Source organism: Pedobacter sp. GQ55 (assembly GCF_059758925.1).
On record NZ_JCAXEI010000003.1, the window covers coordinates 430,268 to 448,014 of the forward strand.

The 17,747-nt window shown below is 38.1% G+C and carries 13 protein-coding genes; 2 read left to right on the forward strand and 11 right to left on the reverse strand.

Features of this window, described 5'->3' with window-relative positions; genetic code table 11:
* Positions 1-13: 13 nt before the first annotated feature.
* Complete coding sequence (ku, locus tag AC6CH7_RS10735) at positions 14-784, reverse strand: non-homologous end joining protein Ku (protein WP_498262693.1); 771 nt, start codon at positions 782-784, stop codon at positions 14-16.
* A 295-nt stretch (positions 785-1,079) separates the two neighbouring features.
* On the opposite strand from ku, the gene AC6CH7_RS10740 reads away from it, so the two are divergent.
* Positions 1,080-1,430, forward strand: coding sequence for a hypothetical protein (locus tag AC6CH7_RS10740; RefSeq protein WP_498262694.1), 351 nt, complete (start codon positions 1,080-1,082; stop codon positions 1,428-1,430).
* A 113-nt stretch (positions 1,431-1,543) separates the two neighbouring features.
* Here AC6CH7_RS10740 and AC6CH7_RS10745 read toward each other — a convergent pair whose 3' ends face one another.
* Genes AC6CH7_RS10745 through AC6CH7_RS10755 form a run of 3 tightly spaced genes read right to left on the reverse strand, consistent with a single transcriptional unit; the run spans position 1,544 to position 7,392 of the window.
* Positions 1,544-2,221, reverse strand: a complete 678-nt coding sequence (locus tag AC6CH7_RS10745) for a DUF3823 domain-containing protein (RefSeq protein WP_498262695.1) — start codon at positions 2,219-2,221, stop codon at positions 1,544-1,546.
* Between the two features lie 13 nt (positions 2,222-2,234).
* On the reverse strand, positions 2,235-4,115 hold the full coding sequence (locus AC6CH7_RS10750; RefSeq protein ID WP_498262696.1) for a RagB/SusD family nutrient uptake outer membrane protein: 1,881 nt from the start codon (positions 4,113-4,115) through the stop codon (positions 2,235-2,237).
* Positions 4,116-4,119: 4 nt separating this feature from the next.
* Complete coding sequence (locus tag AC6CH7_RS10755) at positions 4,120-7,392, reverse strand: SusC/RagA family TonB-linked outer membrane protein (RefSeq protein ID WP_498262697.1); 3,273 nt, start codon at positions 7,390-7,392, stop codon at positions 4,120-4,122.
* A gap of 461 nt (positions 7,393-7,853) precedes the next feature.
* Between AC6CH7_RS10755 and AC6CH7_RS10760 the strand changes: the two genes are divergently transcribed.
* Positions 7,854-8,078 (forward strand): hypothetical protein, encoded by a 225-nt coding sequence (locus tag AC6CH7_RS10760; protein ID WP_498262698.1) that lies wholly within the window; start codon positions 7,854-7,856, stop codon positions 8,076-8,078.
* A 99-nt stretch (positions 8,079-8,177) separates the two neighbouring features.
* Here AC6CH7_RS10760 and AC6CH7_RS10765 read toward each other — a convergent pair whose 3' ends face one another.
* The 7 genes from AC6CH7_RS10765 to AC6CH7_RS10795 form a co-directional block, all read right to left on the reverse strand.
* A complete protein-coding gene (locus AC6CH7_RS10765) occupies positions 8,178-9,950 on the reverse strand; it encodes a metallophosphoesterase (RefSeq protein ID WP_498262699.1) in 1,773 nt (590 codons plus the stop codon).
* Positions 9,951-9,973: 23 nt separating this feature from the next.
* Positions 9,974-11,515 carry a RagB/SusD family nutrient uptake outer membrane protein gene (locus AC6CH7_RS10770; protein ID WP_498262700.1) on the reverse strand — a complete coding sequence of 514 codons (1,542 nt, stop codon included), beginning with the start codon at positions 11,513-11,515 and terminating at the stop codon, positions 9,974-9,976.
* Positions 11,516-11,532: 17 nt separating this feature from the next.
* Positions 11,533-14,886, reverse strand: coding sequence for a TonB-dependent receptor (locus AC6CH7_RS10775; protein WP_498262701.1), 3,354 nt, complete (start codon positions 14,884-14,886; stop codon positions 11,533-11,535).
* 218 nt (positions 14,887-15,104) lie between these two features.
* Positions 15,105-16,112: a FecR family protein gene (locus AC6CH7_RS10780; protein WP_498262702.1), complete on the reverse strand. Its 1,008-nt coding sequence runs from the start codon at positions 16,110-16,112 to the stop codon at positions 15,105-15,107.
* Between the two features lie 125 nt (positions 16,113-16,237).
* Positions 16,238-16,828 carry an RNA polymerase sigma factor gene (locus tag AC6CH7_RS10785; RefSeq protein ID WP_498262703.1) on the reverse strand — a complete coding sequence of 197 codons (591 nt, stop codon included), beginning with the start codon at positions 16,826-16,828 and terminating at the stop codon, positions 16,238-16,240.
* A 104-nt stretch (positions 16,829-16,932) separates the two neighbouring features.
* Positions 16,933-17,166 (reverse strand): hypothetical protein, encoded by a 234-nt coding sequence (locus AC6CH7_RS10790; RefSeq protein WP_498262704.1) that lies wholly within the window; start codon positions 17,164-17,166, stop codon positions 16,933-16,935.
* A gap of 161 nt (positions 17,167-17,327) precedes the next feature.
* Positions 17,328-17,726, reverse strand: a complete 399-nt coding sequence (locus AC6CH7_RS10795) for a GNAT family N-acetyltransferase (RefSeq protein WP_498262705.1) — start codon at positions 17,724-17,726, stop codon at positions 17,328-17,330.
* Positions 17,727-17,747 lie beyond the last annotated feature (21 nt).

The window sequence follows — 17,747 nt, forward strand, 5'->3', positions numbered from 1 at the left end:
TAACTTATTATTACTAGGCTCTTTTTTTCTTAGTAAGACTTTCCATTAATTGGCTGTAAAGATCATCGCTGCTTGCTGTTTTAGGTTGCATTTTCTTAATAATGGGTCGCTTACCCTTAGCTTTTGCTTTTATAATGGCTAACAGCTCAACCCGATGTTCATCTTTAAATGAACTAATGTCAAAATCACCACTGTATTGAGCTATTAAGGCCATACCAATCTCCAGCTCTTTGCTGCTTATCGTTTTTTCTCCTTTAAGCTTAACTTCTGTTGTGCTTCGAATTTCTTCCTCGAACCGGATTTTAGTAATAACCAGTACCTCATCCATAGGATGAATAACGCATAGGTTCTCCGTATTTCTGAATACGAAACGCGCTACTCCAACCTTTTTTGATTTAATAAGCGCACTTAAAAGTAATGCATATGCTTTTTTTCCCTGGCTTTCAGGTTGTGTATAGTACGAGGTTTCGTAATAAATTGGATTGATTTCACTGATGTCAACAAAGCGCTCTAGCTCAACGACCTTGGTCTTTTCCGGACTAGCCTCCTCGAAATCTTTATCATTAAGCACAATATATTTTTCACCAAGCTGATACCCTTTTACTATTTTTTCATAGGGAACTTCTTTACCGGTATTTTCATTGACACGTTTATATTTTATCCTCGCATGGTCTCTTTCATCCAGCATATCGAAATCAAGATTGCTGTTCTGTACGGCCGAGTACAGCTTTACAGGGATATTAACCAGGCCAAACCCAATAGCGCCTTTCCAAATAGATTTCATAATACATGTATTTTAATCTTTAACTGTCTGGTTAACAACTTTGAGATAGGAATGTTTAGATTGTCCATGTAAAACAAATAATCCTAATTACTGTTATGGAAATTTGAACATCAAAAGGGAGTTTTTGACAATCAACAGGTTGTCTGCGGGTCTGTTCATTCGATACTTTTGATTCAAAGATGCCTAATTCTTTCATATTGCCGCTCTAACCATCTCAACCCGTTTCCCAAAACATTTAGGCTCCTTCCATTAAAACGTCCCTAACGTTTAGTCTGATTTATCTAAAAACTATGTTATGGAACAGAATGCAGGAGAAATTATTGAACTCGCAGTCCGGAGACAAAATGTAAATATTAGCGACCTCTCCAGACGTATGCACGTTAATAGAAGGACATTATACAATTGGTTTAAACAGCGAAAATTGCATGCAGATGTAATCATTGAGATAGGTAAAGCCATTAATCATGATTTTTCAGCCGATTTTCAGAATGAATTCAGGTGTTTGGGCTCTGTATCTGTCTATAAAGATGAATTCTCATCAAATCACTCAGATTCTGTTTATTACTGGATGGAAAAATACATTTCACTCTTAGAAGATTATAAGAAATTGGTACAAAAGGGAAGTCATCACAAGACATTGTCATAATATAAAATTGAAGTAAAAAGTAGCGAAGGATTAGGACGCTACTTTTTACTTATTATATAAAATTGAAGTAAAAAGTAGCGAAGGATTAGGACGCTACTTTTTACTTATTATAATTATTTAAGCTGGATTTTTTCTGCCATTGAATAGGCAAGTTCCCCAACTCCTGCTGTTTTTACGCCTACCCGAACATATACCGCATCGGCATTTGACAATGAAGCCGGAATCACAACATTCATAGTAAGTGGCTGATTAATGTTTGGAATAGCAGAAGCAGCAATTGTCGTAACAGCACTTTGATTAGCATCATCAACAAGGGCTGTTTTAAAGACATATAATTTGACTGACTCAAGCAAATTAGTGGTGTTTACTGTTTGTAAATTGACGGTAGCAGTTACCGTTGTACCAGCTTTCTGATAGGAAACGGTTTTAACGAATGTATAAGGCGTTACGGGAACATCAATAATTGTATTTCCGCTCACTTTAACATCAATTGAATCCGTATTATTAATCCAGGGCCCTACTCCTCTTAATCTGGTTAATTTATAGTCGCCATCAAATACTAAGGCAGAAAAAGAACCATCTTGTGCAACATAAACTGGAATTTTTGTAAAGAAATCATAGCCATGTTGCCATAATTCCAACTGTACGCCATTTGATCTGACACCAATGGCCTGACCTTCATACACCACTCTACCTGTAAGTAAAGATTTTGGTGCGGTGTAATTATCTTTCTTACACCCTGCAATTCCTGCTGCCACGATAAACAGCAATGAATATATATATACTTTCATTTTCATAACCTGATTAATTAAATGGATTTTGAACAATTTTTGGATTGTTGTTTATTACATTCTGATCAAAAGATGAGTAGTAATTAAAAATTTGGAAAAACCGTGGCGACCTAAACCTGGGAGCTGCCATTTTTACGAATACATATTTACCGTCTCGGGCCGCGTCTCCTGGGCGAATTACACGATATGGATACAAGGCTGATACTACCGCATCAGGACTATCTGAATTACCGGTCCAAACTTTATCTGCCTGCCTCCAGCGCTTTAGATCCCATAGGCGATGATCCTCAAAAGCTAATTCATTTCTGCGCTCATTTCTGATTTTATTTATAGTTAGAGTTGCGCTTGTCAGGCTGTTTGTACCGAAACCGGCACGCTGCCGAATTAAATTTATATAAGTTAATGCATCATTTGTTTGTCCAAGCTCAAATGCGGCTTCCGAAGCATTCAGATATATTTCTCCTAAACGAAACCATACCCACCAAACATCACTTTGAATCCCCCTTGTAGAAGCTCCACCATTTGCATCTATATACTTGCGAAGATAAAAGCCTGTGTTTGATACTTCTTGTATAGATCTGTGAGGCCCAGAAGCGGCAATTAGAGGTTTGTTATCTGTGTAGTTTGTTCCAAGATCTGGGCCTTCAACTGTCTGATATGAATTTGTTGCAGCATTCCATACCATAACACCAGCTTGCATATCAACTGTTAAGCCTTTAAATGGTGCGCCTGGGAAAATTATTGTTCCATATAGCCTTGCATCTTTACCGGCAAATATATCGGTGGTACGATCATAATATATATAATCAGTGTTGCCAGCATTTCTGGTTTTAAGTTTCCCCTCAGATCCATCAAGATATTCATAATTTTCTACCAGATTTAACGAAGGCGTAATATTGGACGAACTTAAGTTATCCTCACGTATACCCCTGGCAATGTTATCGTAAGTAAATCCGTGTTTCTTAGCCTTAGTTGTCAGGAAATCACGTACAAAGATCACCTCTGGATTATTTGTTTTCTTTACAACAGCCTCATAAAAATTTTCTCCCAGATTTGGGTTACTTGTATATAAGGCATACGGACCTGCTATTACTTCCTTAGAAGCTTCCAATGATTTTTGAAAGTATTCATCAGCTCTGGACGCAGGTATACCTACCTCTCCTCCGGTCGTAGTTATTGTTGGGGTTAGCAAAGCATTATATTTGGCAATAGAGCCAGCATATAACATGGCCCTGCTTTTCAATGCCATACAGGTGTATTTATTTGCTCTCCCTTTACTACCCTCATTAGCGATATCATTTTTAACCGCATCAAGCTCAGAAGCAATGAAATCATATACTTCTGCTTCTTTTGCGCGGGGTTGTTGCAGATAGGTTGGATCTCCTTCAAAATTGTAGATTAACTGAGTGGTAATTAATGGCACCCCTCCCATCCTTTTTACCATTTCAAAATAAAGATAGGCCCTTATAAATCTGAATTCTGCTTTCAATTGAGTCCTTTGAACCGCACTAAGCGTTGCAGCTCCAAATTTATCTACATTCTCTATAGCCAGATTAAGATCACGAACAAAGCCATAATCGTATAGTCTCCAGCGGCCTCTGTCATAGCTTACAATGTTGTTCCGCCCTTCTTCGTTGGAGAAGCCTGACCACATTGCATCATCGTAATCAGCCATATTTCTCCATTGTGAACCAGCCTGATCGGTTAAACCCATATCAGTAGGGATCCGGTTATAATAATTGGCAAGCAGTCCTATTATTAGTTTAGGATCTTTCCATAATTGATCATCTGTAATAATCGTAGTTGGCTCCCTTTCCAAGTAATTCTTTTTACAGGAGCTAAAACTTAGCAGGAGAACTAAGCTGAATATTATATATTTTGATACATTTTTCATGATACTATAGTGTTAAATTAAGCCCTAGTGTGTAGATCTTTTGTTGAGGATAAACCAATCCATTGCCTGCTGAAATTTCCGGATCAATTTCATATTCCTTTACATTGTCGAAAGAAAACAGATTTGAACCGTTAACATAGATTCTTAAGGCAGAGATATTTACTTTTTGTAGTAGGGTTTTTGAGAAAGAATAACCCAATTCCAGATTTTTCAGTCTTAGATAACGAATATTGGTTGTCCAGAAATCATTTCGGTTATTGCCACTAAGCGGACTGGTAAAAACAGATAGTCCGGTGTTGTCCTTCCTTAATGCAGGGTAAGTTCCTGGAATCCATTCACTGTTAGGGTTATATGGATCTGCTCTGTGCCAACGATCTGTTAGCATATAAGCAGGTGAGTTTCCATTATTTTGAAATGGAAATTTCAATTCCCAATCTCTAAAATAGGTCTGCATACCTGCGCCCATCAGATCAAATGCAAGCGATATACCTTTCCACGTAATACGGCCGTTTATGCCGTAGTTAAAATAAGGCAAAGCCCCTTCTGCATATCCAATGGGTTTTATGTCCATGGCATTTATAATACCATCACCATTTAAATCCTCATAAATTAAATCACCGGGTAAAAGCGTTCTGTTACCTTGTCCATCTATGTTAACCGGGTAGTCATTAATTTGTTGTTCAGATTGGAACCTTCCTAAGATATGATGTCCCCAATTCACATTTTGCCAACGGCCAGTCCTATCGTTCCTGTACTGATCGTAAGAATTTCCAAAACGTGGTTTGTATAAGTAATCATCTTTAGTCCTGCCGAATGTTGCGTTACCGCCGATTGAAAAATCCACCTTACCAATTGAATTGCTATAGGTAATAAAACCATCAAATCCCTGAGTAACGTCTGAATTTAAATTTTCTGGTGGCAAACTATATCCTACTTCATTTGGTAATACTACATCATAGCGCGGTGCGGGAAAACCTGAACGTTTGCGTCTGAATAAATCAAACTGTCCTGTAAAATGTTTGAATATGGTAAAGTCCACACCTACGTTCGATGTTTTATTGGTTAACCATGAGATAACGGTAGTGGGTAGTCCTCTCGGTGCTACACCATTATAAAACGTACCATCAAATACAGCATTGCCGGCATTAACGTTATACCCACCCAAATAAGCGAAAGGATTTGGCGAATAATAATTACCACCACCATCTTGTAAAGATGTTCCGGTCTCGCCATAAGAGGCCCTGAATTTTAGATCGTTAATGCTTTTAGAAAAGATTTTCTTAAAAAAACCTTCCTCCGAAATACGCCAGCCTACAGACACGCCGGGAAAAAATCCAAAACGACTGCCTGAACGATAAAGAAATGAACCATCATATCTGCCAACAGCCTCAACAAGGTACTTTTTCTTATAGTCATAATTTAACCTCATCGCATATCCTTCAAAAGCCTCTTCATAATGTGAATCACCTATGTAATCCAAATCAGCAAATACCTGCGTTGGAATAATGTTGTTTGGCGGAACTGAGTGTAATGCCAGGTAATCATTAGTAGCGTCTTTGCGTTCAAATGCAACTAAAGCACCTATAGAATGATCATTAATTTGTTTGGTGTAGTTTAATTGAAACTGTGCAAACTTGGCTACAACATTTCTCTTATGTCTTTCTCTCCATGGATTTTGGTTGCCATATAAAGCACCGTTTGGAGCTCTGTCATTGTAGGTGTCTGTAGCCGCGTCATAAATATACGCAGGATAGGTATATTCAAAACCATCAAAATCCTCATTACTATAATCATACGAATACAATGCCTTTGCAGTTAAGCCAAATCCAAACTCGTACTGTGCATTTAATTTCGCACCAGCTCCTCGGGTAATGTTGTCAATATAACCGGTTATGTCCTTCGAATAAGTTGCAGGGTTAACGTTTACATTGTGTGTTTGATTAATATACAAAGGGTTGTTATTAGCATAAGCTGTTTCTGTAGGCCACATACTGCCAATACTGAGTAAAGGATTAAAGTAATCGTCCAATCCCGGAACTCCTACATTATGCCTGTTTTCTATCCTGCCACTGATTTGGGCTCCAACTGTAAAACCTTTTAAGACAGTACTGGAAATGTTAGCCTGAAGATTTGTACGGTTAAAGTTGAAATCTTTAAGTGCAGCTTCCTGATTAATATGACCCAGAGATAAATAATAGCTTGATTTATCAGATCCTCCTGAAGCATTTGCTGTTATAAATTGTTGCGGAACGTTGTCCCTTACGATAAAAGCATAATAATCGTTGTTTTGATAACCGGGTTCTGTTCCTGCTTCCCATTTGGCTAATTCTTGCGGAGAATAGAGATCCGCCGGATTACGGCCAAGATTTTGTTCAGATTCTAAACGGCCTCTGACGTATTGTCCTGCATTTCCAGGATAAGGATAACGGGAGAAATTTTGGAAGCCATAATAGCTGGAAAGTCCGAAAGTAGATTTGTCACCTCTTTTTCCTTTCTTAGTGGTTACCAATACCACGCCATTCCCCGCGGCCAAACCGTATATGGAAGCAGAGGCATCTTTAAGTACCGTTATGCTCTCAATATCATCTATTCCAAGTTGGTTAAATGCATTAACCCCCGAAATACCTGTATTAAGGCCAAACCCATCAGTACCGTTGCTGGTACTATATGCTACCCCATCAATAACATATAAAGGATTTCCCAGGTTTCGGATTTGTAAATTGGCACCATTTCCTGGTCGGGCATCCGTGGTACGTGCAGTTACACCAGGAATTTTCCCAGCCAAAGCACTTGTAGCGGCCACAGAAGGTGATCGGACAATATCTGAGGCCTGTAAAGTGCTGATCGCTCCAGACACGGTCGCTTTCTTTTGTGTACCATAAGCAACAACAATAACTTCATTCAGGTCTTCTCCACCGGCGGTAACCATACGGACATTAATGACTTTCCGATCGTTTACCGTGAATTCCTGATTTTTAAATCCAATGTATCGAAAAACAAGTACTGAACCTGGTGTAGGAGCATTTATAGTATAATTTCCATTGGCGTCGGTCTGGGTACCTCCATTACCTCCTTTTAAAGTAACCGTAACGGAAACTAAAGGCTTATTTTCATCATCAGTTACCTTGCCAGATATCATGATTTGAGAGAAAGCATTTACTGATGTAAAAAGGGCAATCACTGCCATTAGAAATTTTAATTTTGGTTTAGGATACCAACGTATATCCTTTGCCTGGATTCCACTACCATGGAATACCTTAAGTAGTTTTCTGTGCATGATTTTTTTGGTTAGAGATTTATAGATTTAAAGGTTAATTAAATTGCAATGCGTATTTCATTACCCAGAAATAGAATCTTAGCCTTATGGAGAGTTATTTTGAATGCGTTTCTGCCTATTACTCTTGCTTTATTTGAATAATATTGAAACAGGGTATTACTTAGTACGATTAGGTAAATAATCATTCTCATTTTAGCCGTTCTTATATTTGGTGAGACAAATAAGCCACTTTTTATATCATTATTCTATCTTAATGTTGTCAGTTTCTGAGCTTATCTTGTCATAATGCTCTTTTTATGACTTTGCAGCAGAATAAAAATATTTTTGATGTTTTTTGGTTGATTATCAATTGGTTATTGAAACAAAACAGGAGAAAGTGTGTAAAACCTGGAGAATGTTAAGAATATATTCCAAACAATTTCCATGATTTTGGCTTTTAGAATACATTAAACTCAAGATTTATGCGAAAAACAGAGACCAAAACAGACCTTCAAAAGTTCATAGAAAAATTTGAACCCAATAAATTTAAAATGTTGGCCAGAGGGATTGAGATCAGGGGCAATAACGACTTGCACCGAAGCATTACTTTTGCCAAGGAGCTAATTGAAAGAATGAAATTAAAGCTCACAGTTAACCATTCCGCCGAAATGGCGATGTATGGAGGATTTGAAGTAGTATATGCTTAAAGAATATCCTACATGAGAATAAAATAAAAAGGTCAGCTATTTTTGATAGCTGACCTTTTTATTGGATGTTCTTTTCTCAAAAAGTACCTAACTTACATATCACCTGGCAATTATTAGCTCTGTTGCTTTGCCCCGATTTGCTTCAATAGTGTGATTATTTTGAAGATAAATTTTACTATCCCTGTATACTGCCGGATAAGTTTTACCGTCTTTAAAGTAATTGCCCGGTACCGGAAGATCTCCTTCTTTACCCAATTTTATAGACTGATTAAATCGATCAATGATCCACTCTCCGGTAGAAGGACGAAATATCGCCATTTCGGCTCTCCCATCACCATCATAATCACCCGGAACGGGAATATCACCTGGTGTGTGCTTTACTTGCAATGGAATATTACCCAGGCTTGTTTGCCATAAAGAATTATCTGTGCGGAATATGCCGACATCCAGCATTCCGTCACCGTCATAATCTGCAGGAACAGGGATACCATTCTTATGACCAAAAACAATACTGTCAAGCCCATCAAAATACCATGTAAGTGTAGATGGACGATAAACTGCAAAATCTGCAAAGCCATCTCCATCGTAATCTCCGCATACCGGAATATCACCCTTCTGTCCAAGATTTACCATCTTTCCGCTCTCCAGATAAAATTTACCTTCCGATGGTCGGAACACTGCCAGATCAGTCTTTCCGTCACCATTATAATCAGCCGGAACAGCAATGTCTTCTTCGTTCCCGAATTTTACATCTTTTTGCCCTTCAATTTTCCATATCCCATTAGAAAAAAAAGCAATATCAGTAGTCTGGTCGTTATTGTAATCCTGATAACGGGCTACACTATTATGGTGCAACCATGGTAATGTAAACTCACTATCCGCATCTTTTTCTTCTTCACCAGTATAAGGCGAAAAAGTACGCACGCTAATCAGATCTTTTGATTTTGAAAACTTCATTAGACGCATCAATCCATGCCCACCATCAGAACGACTTTGATAATCAGATAAAAACGACTTGATGATATTTCCCGCGTAACCATCCTGACGATAACCTTCACCATTATCACCTACATGACCTGATAAGGTCATCATTACATTTGGATAGCTTTTCAAGCGATCAAACACCCGCTGGGCCTGTTTTGAAAATTTTGGAAAACCTTTCTCATTGGTGCCTTTTGTTTTATTAAAATGAATTATGGAATGACTAACCAGAATGGCCTTCCTATCGCTGTATTTTTCAAGTACCTCGGCGGCCCATTTGTTCATTCCTTCAATATCCTCTCCATAAGAGTCATATTCTAAAAAGATGCTGATAAATTTAACTCCACCACCCTCAAAAAGATCGAAATGGCTATCGTTGTTGTCTTGATAATGACCACCGTACCATTTTTTTTCCTTAAAATGAGAAATGCCAAAATACTTGTTGTATTGATCTGTTTTGCCACTTAAAGGATACTGGCTTTTGGTCTGATCATGGTTCCCTACAGCCATACCATAAGGGATGCCTTGTGGATAGCCCGGCAGAGGCTTTTCCAGAATGTACATAGACTCAGATGCATTTACCCATTGCTGAGGAAATTTCTCGCCATCATCAGAGATATCACCTAAATGGATTACATATTTGATGTTCTCCTTCGCTGCATTTTCGACTATCCATTTAGTCTGTGCAGAGAACATCTCCTTTTTACCTCCATTTTTCTCTGAAGTATAATATTGAGTATCAGGAATTACCGCAATTGAAAACTCATCCTCGCTTTCGGCAACTTGCTTTTGTTTACCGGGAATATTGATAGCGCTGGTGGTCAAAACCATTTGTCCGATTAAGAAGAAACAGAAACCCTTTTTTAAAATATCTTTTTGAAATATAATCATGATAAAATTTAGTTTGAGAAGTATTAAAAATAGCCTGGATTCTGAACGATTTTAGGGTTTAATCCTACTTCATTTTGAGGTATTGGGAACAATAACTGATGGTTGTCAATCGCATATGCATCAGAAGAAAGAAAAGGAAGTTGTTGTCTGATCTTCACCCCAAAAGCATTAATAACTGTCAAAGCCTTACCGGTTCTAAGTAAATCTGTCCACCTATGGTTTTCAAAGGCCAATTCAACCCTACTTTCATGAAAAATTGTCTCCCTAAGCAGTCCGGCATCTGTATTTGTAAAATTAGCTAGTCCTGCTCTTTTTCTTACTCTGTTCAAAGGAGCCAGGGCCTCAGAAGACTTACCTTGTTCATTCAGTACTTCAGCTAGCAGCAGTAAAGCGTCCGAAAAACGATAGATTGGGAAATCATCACTAGATCCGGTTGTTGCTTCAAGTGGTGAATGCAAGTATTTTTTGATATAAGGGACACCCACCTTTCCTGATTCAGGAATATAATTAATCACGCTTTTAACAGCCGTGTAGCGGAAATAACTACTGGCATCATAAGTTCCTTCGGCAATGCCAATTGAAGCATCAAGGCGCTTATCACCAGTTTCGAAGTCTTTGATCAGATCATCACTTGGCGTATTCCAGCCTCCTGCCCCTGTATTATCAATGGAAATGCCGGTCAACAATTTTGTGTCCTTACTTCTAGGCAAGAAATGAATAGGAAGGACATTAGGTGTAGCGCCTGTTAGCGACCCTCCAAGAAACTGGATTTCAAAAATTGATTCCTTACCATTTTTATTAGCAGGCCTAAAAGCATCTTCATAATTTGGGTTCAAATCATATCCCATTGTAAGCAGGTCCTTTAATAGTATTTCAGCATCTCCCCATTTTTTTTGCACCGCGTAAACTTCTGCCAATAACATGGCGGCAGCACCCTTGGTAGCCTCACCTGTTTGAGGGAATTTACCAGGCTTAGGTAGCTTACTCACTGCATCTTTTGCGTCAGTAATGATCTGGGTATAAACCTCCGCTTCTGTAGAACGAGCTTTGAATGCTTCATCAGCAGTGGTTACCTCTTCAAGAAACAATGGGACCCCACCGTATAAACGAACTAGCTTAAAATAATTCAGAGCTCTTAAGAACTTAGCCTGTCCATCAAGAATAGCCTTTACTTCCTCACTTAGATTTGATTCTTTAAGCCTTTCAATAATAATATTGCAACGCGAAATGCTAGTGTAACTATGCTGCCATGTGGCAGCTACATAAGCATTTGTAGAGGTATTGGTAAAATCCGAAATATTTTCCCGTTCTACAATTGAGGTACCCCTATTACCTGGAATCGGTTGATAAATGGTATTATCAGAGTGCATTTCTGAAGTGAAATAATCATTCACTAAAACATCTCTCAACGGAGCATAAGCAGCTACAACAGCTGATCTGAATTGTTGCTCTGTTTTGTAAAATACACCATCTGTATAAGAATCTTCTGGTGATAAACTGATAAAATCTTTTTTACAGGATACTGTTAAACAAAACAAGGCAATTAGTATATATATCTTTTTCATTTTTTCAGGATTAATAGTTACTTAAATGTAGTTGAGATTCCAAAGGAGAAGGTTCTTGGTATTGGATACGCATTTTCATCCACACCAACCCCAAGGGTAGGATCAGAACCACCCACATTTATTTCTGGATTCATACCCGAATATCCAGTCAATATAAAAGCTTGCTGAACAGACGCAAATACCCTTAAGTTTCTAAGCATCAAATTCTTTAAAGGCACAGTATAACCCAGCGATATATTTTTAGCTGTTAGATAAGAACCATTTTCTATCCATTGTGTATTCACTTGTCTGCCCATTGCAGTTGTACCAGATTTAGTGCGCGGATAAACTCCCGATCCCGGGTTCTCCTCTGAACGCCAGCGTTCGGCTGCCGAAGCAAGCAATATCCTGGATCCATCCATATTTGTCTGATAAGCCCATTTGGCAGCATTTAAAATCTTGCCTCCCACAGAAAAGGTCATATCAATGTTCAGGTCAAAGTTTTTATACTTAAAACTATTGACCAGACCGCCCGTAAATGTTGGCGTTGGGTCACCTATAAAAGTACGGTCGTTCACATCATCAATTACTCCATCACCATTGATGTCTTTAACCTTAATGGTACCAATGTCTGAATTGCCATTTGGTTTTGAAGGAGTGCTTAAATATTTTGGAGAATTGGCTAAATCAGCAGCATCTTTATACAGACCTTCGAAAACGAAACCATAAAACTCGCCAAGGTGATGTCCTACCTGCTGACGGAAATAATCTGAACTTGTAGTCACGTTTCTGCGGATGTAGCCAGGGTCAACCAAATTAGTGATCAGGTTTCTGTCAAAAGACAGGTTCAGATTCGTATTCCATTTGAAATCACCTGTAAGATTTTTGGAACTTATTGAGAATTCATGACCCCACATCTTAAGCTCTCCTACGTTATAAATGATTTTGCTAAAACCCGATGAATTCGGGATGTCGCGTTGCTGGATCAGCCCATCAGTTAATTTACGGTAATAATCATAAGTAAAACTAATACGGTTATCCAGTATACCTAATTCCAGTCCTATATCAAATTGCTTGTTACGTTCCCATCTTAGCTCCTTATTTGGCAAACGGTTGATGGTTTGCCCCTGTGTGATCACATTATTGAAATTGTAATAATACGTTCCTATGGTAGCCTGCGAATCGTAGTTTCCCGCAAAAAAGTTATTTCCGGTAATCCCGTAACTAGTCCTCAGTTTCAGAAAATCAATGGCAGTTATCTTTTGCATAAATGGTTCGTCGCTCACTATCCATCCTGCAGATACAGAAGGGAAACTCCCCCACTGTTTGTTGATCCCGAATTTTGAAGAACCATCACGTCTAAAAGCTGCAGAAAAAAGATATCTTCCTTTATAATTGTAGTTTAAGCGTCCAATTGTAGAAAGCATTGAATAAGAACCGGCTCCACTACTGCCAGTAATACTGGTGGCTGCATTAAGGTACTCAATGTCGTCGCTAGCAAAACCCAAACCTGTTAAAGTGTTGCTGTAAGTACTAAATTCCTGAGCAGAATAACCTACCAGAGCCTCTATGTTATGGTCTTTTAAAAAGGTTTTGTTGTAAACGAGGTTCCCTTCTGCTGTCCATGAGCCATTATCAATTGAGGAACTAGTGCCGGTAGTTTGTCCCTGTGTGCCCGTAACCAATCCAGATTGGAAATATTTACGCGTTTCAGCACCTTTATCACCAGCTAAATTGGTTTTTATAGTTAACCCGGGTAAAAATTCGTAATTAAGGTAAGCATTGCCCAGTATGCGCGTAGTTTTATAATCGTCGTTGGTAAGTTCGTAAGTTGCCAACGGATTAATATAAGCTACCATTCCTGGAGAGGCTACATTACGATTATAACTGCCATCCTCAAGATAAGGCTCTGAAAGCGGACTTGCTTCAAAAAATCTTTCAAAATACCCACCAACACCGTCACTATTTAACCTGTTGTTATGATCTATCCGATAACTCGGTGCCAGATTAAAACCTAGTTTAAGTTTATTGTTTTCTGAAGTAAAATCCTGATTAAAACGTAAAGAGAATAATTTAGTTCCTGTATTGATCAATACTCCCTGTTGTTCCTGATACCCAGCTATTACTGTTGAAGAAGAATGTTCTCTGGCAGATTGAATGGTTAAATCATAACTATGGATCGGAGCAGTTCTGCTCAAAAGTTTAAACCAGTTTGTTCCTTCGCCATACTGATCAGCATTGTCGTATGCTGCATGATAATCAGGAGAAACGGTGTAACCCGGCTCATATTTTAATCCATCTTCAGCACGTTCCTTCATAAAGGTGGCAAATTGTCTTGCGTTCATCATCTTTGGCAGTTTGCCGGTAGGGATCTTCTGTAGGCCATAATAGCTGGAAAACTCAATTTTTGACTCTCCTGGTTTTGCATGTTTGGTGGTGATCAGTACAACTCCATTGGCTGCTCTGGAACCATATAGTGCTGTTGCCGATGCATCTTTAAGAAAACTATAGCTTTCTATTTCTGCCGGATTAATATTATTAATACTACCAGTAATGGGAGTGCCATCTATTACAAAGAGTGGTTGATTGCTTGAATAAAAAGAAGCAGCCCCACGAATGATAAAACCTATGCCACGGCCAGGCTGGCCACTTGTTTGGGCAATCTGTACACCCGCAACCTTCCCTTGCAGTTGCTGTGCAAACTGAGTTACAGGCATATCCTGAAGAGTAGATGCATCAATGGTAGCTATCGCACCAGTAATCTCTCTGCGCTTCTGTTTGCCATAACTCACAACCACCTCTGCCAGCTTGTTGTCTGCCAGCTGCATTGAAAAATCGAGATCCGTAGTTTTTCCTTCTTTTATAGTCACATTGCTCATTCTCTGAGAACGGAAAGAAATATAGCTGACTTCCAAAGTATAACTTCCCGGTTTAAGCGCCAGCGTATAATTTCCATTTGGATCACTTTGAACAGTCTGACCAGTTTCAATAACCCTTATTGTAGCGCCAGGTAAAGATTTGCCTTCGTCATCAACAACATGACCAGATAATTTACCCGGTTCCTGTGGAACAGGCTTGGCATCAATCACAACATATCCTTCAACAATTTTATATTCAAGGTTAGTCAACTCCAATACTTTTTCAATCAAATACTTTACTGTAGCATTATCAGAATTGATGGTGATTTTTTGATCAAGACCTTTTATTAGTTTCTCAGGCAATACGAACTTGATTCCGCTTCTCGTTTGTATCTCCAACAGGCTCTCTTTCACACTGGCATGCTCCAGCTTAATGGCAATCACCTTGTCCAGATTCTGACTGTGAACATTACCTGCCAGCAGTACACCTATAAAGGTAAACTGCGCTATTAAAAGCATACATGAACATCTCATAATAAACTTAATTGTAGGATGTAATCCTTTTTGCATAAATTTGTGCATTAATGGTTTGCCCGGTAAAACCGGAATAATTGTTAATTTTTCTTATCATTTTACCGCTTTGTCGTCGAAAAGCATGCGGTTATAATGGCATCAAATATTGCTTCCCTGTTCTTTGAACGGGGAGGCTCTTTTACTCTTAATACATACCAGGTCCTTTCATATCTTATTTTTTAACGAATAACTATTTCTTTATTTTTTATGGTATAGTTAAAATGACCGGCTGCGGCCAGAACATTTAATATCTTGTCTACCGAAACACTGGCATCTAACGTAAGCGTCATTCTTTCCCTTGATTTTGCTTGTTTCTTAAATATGACCCTCACATCGTACCATCTCTGCAATACTTTAGAAATTTCATTTAAGGATGCGTCATTGAAGGTTAAGCGGGCTTCTTTCAGGTCTGTTACCTCTTCCAGATTAACCATTAGATTAGTAACCTTACCATGATCTAATACCATCTTTTGACCAGGGGTTAAGACAGCCAGGGCTTTAGAAAGCTTTCCGTCTATATGGTCAACTCTTACTTTTCCGGTAGCTACCCCTACCATTAAAGGTTGATTTTTAAAAGCTTCTATTTTAAAGGAAGTCCCTAGCACCTTTGTCCGTATGTTGCCGGTATGGATGATAAAAGGCCTTTTAGGATTCTTTTTTACTTCAAAAAATGCTTCGCCATCTAAGTATATCTCCCTTGTGTCTGTAGCAAATGCTTCCGGATATTTCAGACCACTACCTGCGCCAAGATAGACCACACTACTATCAGAAAGAATTATTTTCGACCGCTGACCATTTGGATTATTGCGTTCTACAAAAACCAGCTTGTCTTTTTTTGAGCTGTCCAAATAGTTTATGGTATAGATACCAATCCCAGTCAGGATCATTATAGCCCATATTGCCGCTTGTCGTAGTTGAAAAAAGCCTGTCAGTTTTCTTTTGTGCGTAGCAGACTTATATCCCATTCTTTCTTGTATAGAATTTTTCCAATCTCCGTGTTTAGGATGCACAGTCTGATCATTCGAGAACGCTGCAAAATCTTTGGCCTCATTTTCAGAAAGGATCTTGTTTAACAGTTCTTCAGATTCAGGTTTTTTTAGAAAAATGTTTACAAACTCCTGCTCTTCCGGCGAACATTTGCCCATTAAGAACTTTTCTAATAACTCCTGATTTATCTGTTTTGACATCCTTATTTAAAAGAGAATAAAGACTCCCTCAATTATAGAGGGACTAAAAACAAGACAAGGGGCTATTCAATTTTGAATAAAATTCGCAACTTGCTTATTATGAGTTAAATAAAATTATACTGATTTTAAAAAAACAAATATATTCCGGCAATTAGTAATATAGTACCGCTATAGTTGTTGAACTCTTTCCTGAAATGATTTAAAGAGAACTTAATATGGTTCTTCACCGTATTGATCGAAATATTAAGATTACTTGCAATTTCGGCATGTGTGAATTCATCTTCACGGCTCATCTTAAATACCATTTTGCGTTGAGGGCTCAATAAATCCAAATTCATCAGATACTTGTTTTCTAATTCGGTAGTTTGCAGTTGGTAATCTGCAGATTGGGCTACAAATGAGATGTCATTTTCAATAACTTCAATTGGAGCACAGGCAAACGCCCTTTTGCGAATCGCCTTGATCGTAGCATTTTTGGCTGCCCTAAATATGTAGGGACTAAATTCTCCCTCTATTTTTAGTGCATGCCTTTTATCCCATACCCACATCATCAGATCCATCATGGCTTCTTCAGCAAAATACTCATCGTTAATATAACTGATGGAGTAATTATAAAGCTTTCCAAAATAACGATCAAATAAAGCATTAAAAGCCTTGGTGTTATCTTTAGAACATTCTTCAAGAAGCTGTTTGTCTGAAAGTAAAGGGTATTCCATATAAATGGATTAACTACATTTTTCAGCAAAACTAGAGTCCGGAAATTATTCTTTGATTAATTGCGTGTTAAGTATTCATTAACAAATATTCTTCGCTTTGGCCTTTAATTATACCTTTTACCTTTTTGTTCCAAACTTGCAATGTAAAAGATAATGCCAATAACAATTAGCAAGCCCCCTGTAAATGTGATCCATGGGAAAGAATTTATTCCATTGATATTGATCGTCCAAGCATGCCCATCAACGGCATTAATATAATGCAGGTTGCGAAATATCAACATACCTACAACTGTAATAATGATTCCCAGAGCGACTAAAACTTTACTTGATGTTTTCATTTGAATAGTAATTGAATTTATAGTTTATATTGCTAATTTAATATTTTTTGGCAATAAATTGTTATAAAATTATCATTAATATTGTTTTAGCAATATAAATCAATATTCTCTTACATCTTCCCATTCACTGGCGATTATAGAAGAATGAGCCGTTTTCCCGTCTACTTTACGCGGTTAATGATAAAACCATTGTTAACCACATCCATGCCGATTTTTGGGTAATACTCAATAGCTGCCGGCGCTGCGAGTAGCAACAACATACTCTTATCGCCAATTGTAGCTTTTGTAAGTTTTACCAGTTCTTTGCCAATACCCGACTTTTGATAAGTTGCACTCACTGCAAGGTCAGCAAGGTAACAACAGTGACAAAAATCTGTTAATGATCGGGCAATACCGACTAACTGATCATCATGCCAGGCCGTAACCACAAGATTCGAATGTTTATACATCTCTTCTATCCTGTCTTTATCAGATGTAGGACGATTGAGGCCAGAACTGTCGTATACACTTATGATTTCTGCTAATAATGGTAGCACATTTGTTTTGTAGGTGATCTTCATATTTAATTAAATTATATTCAA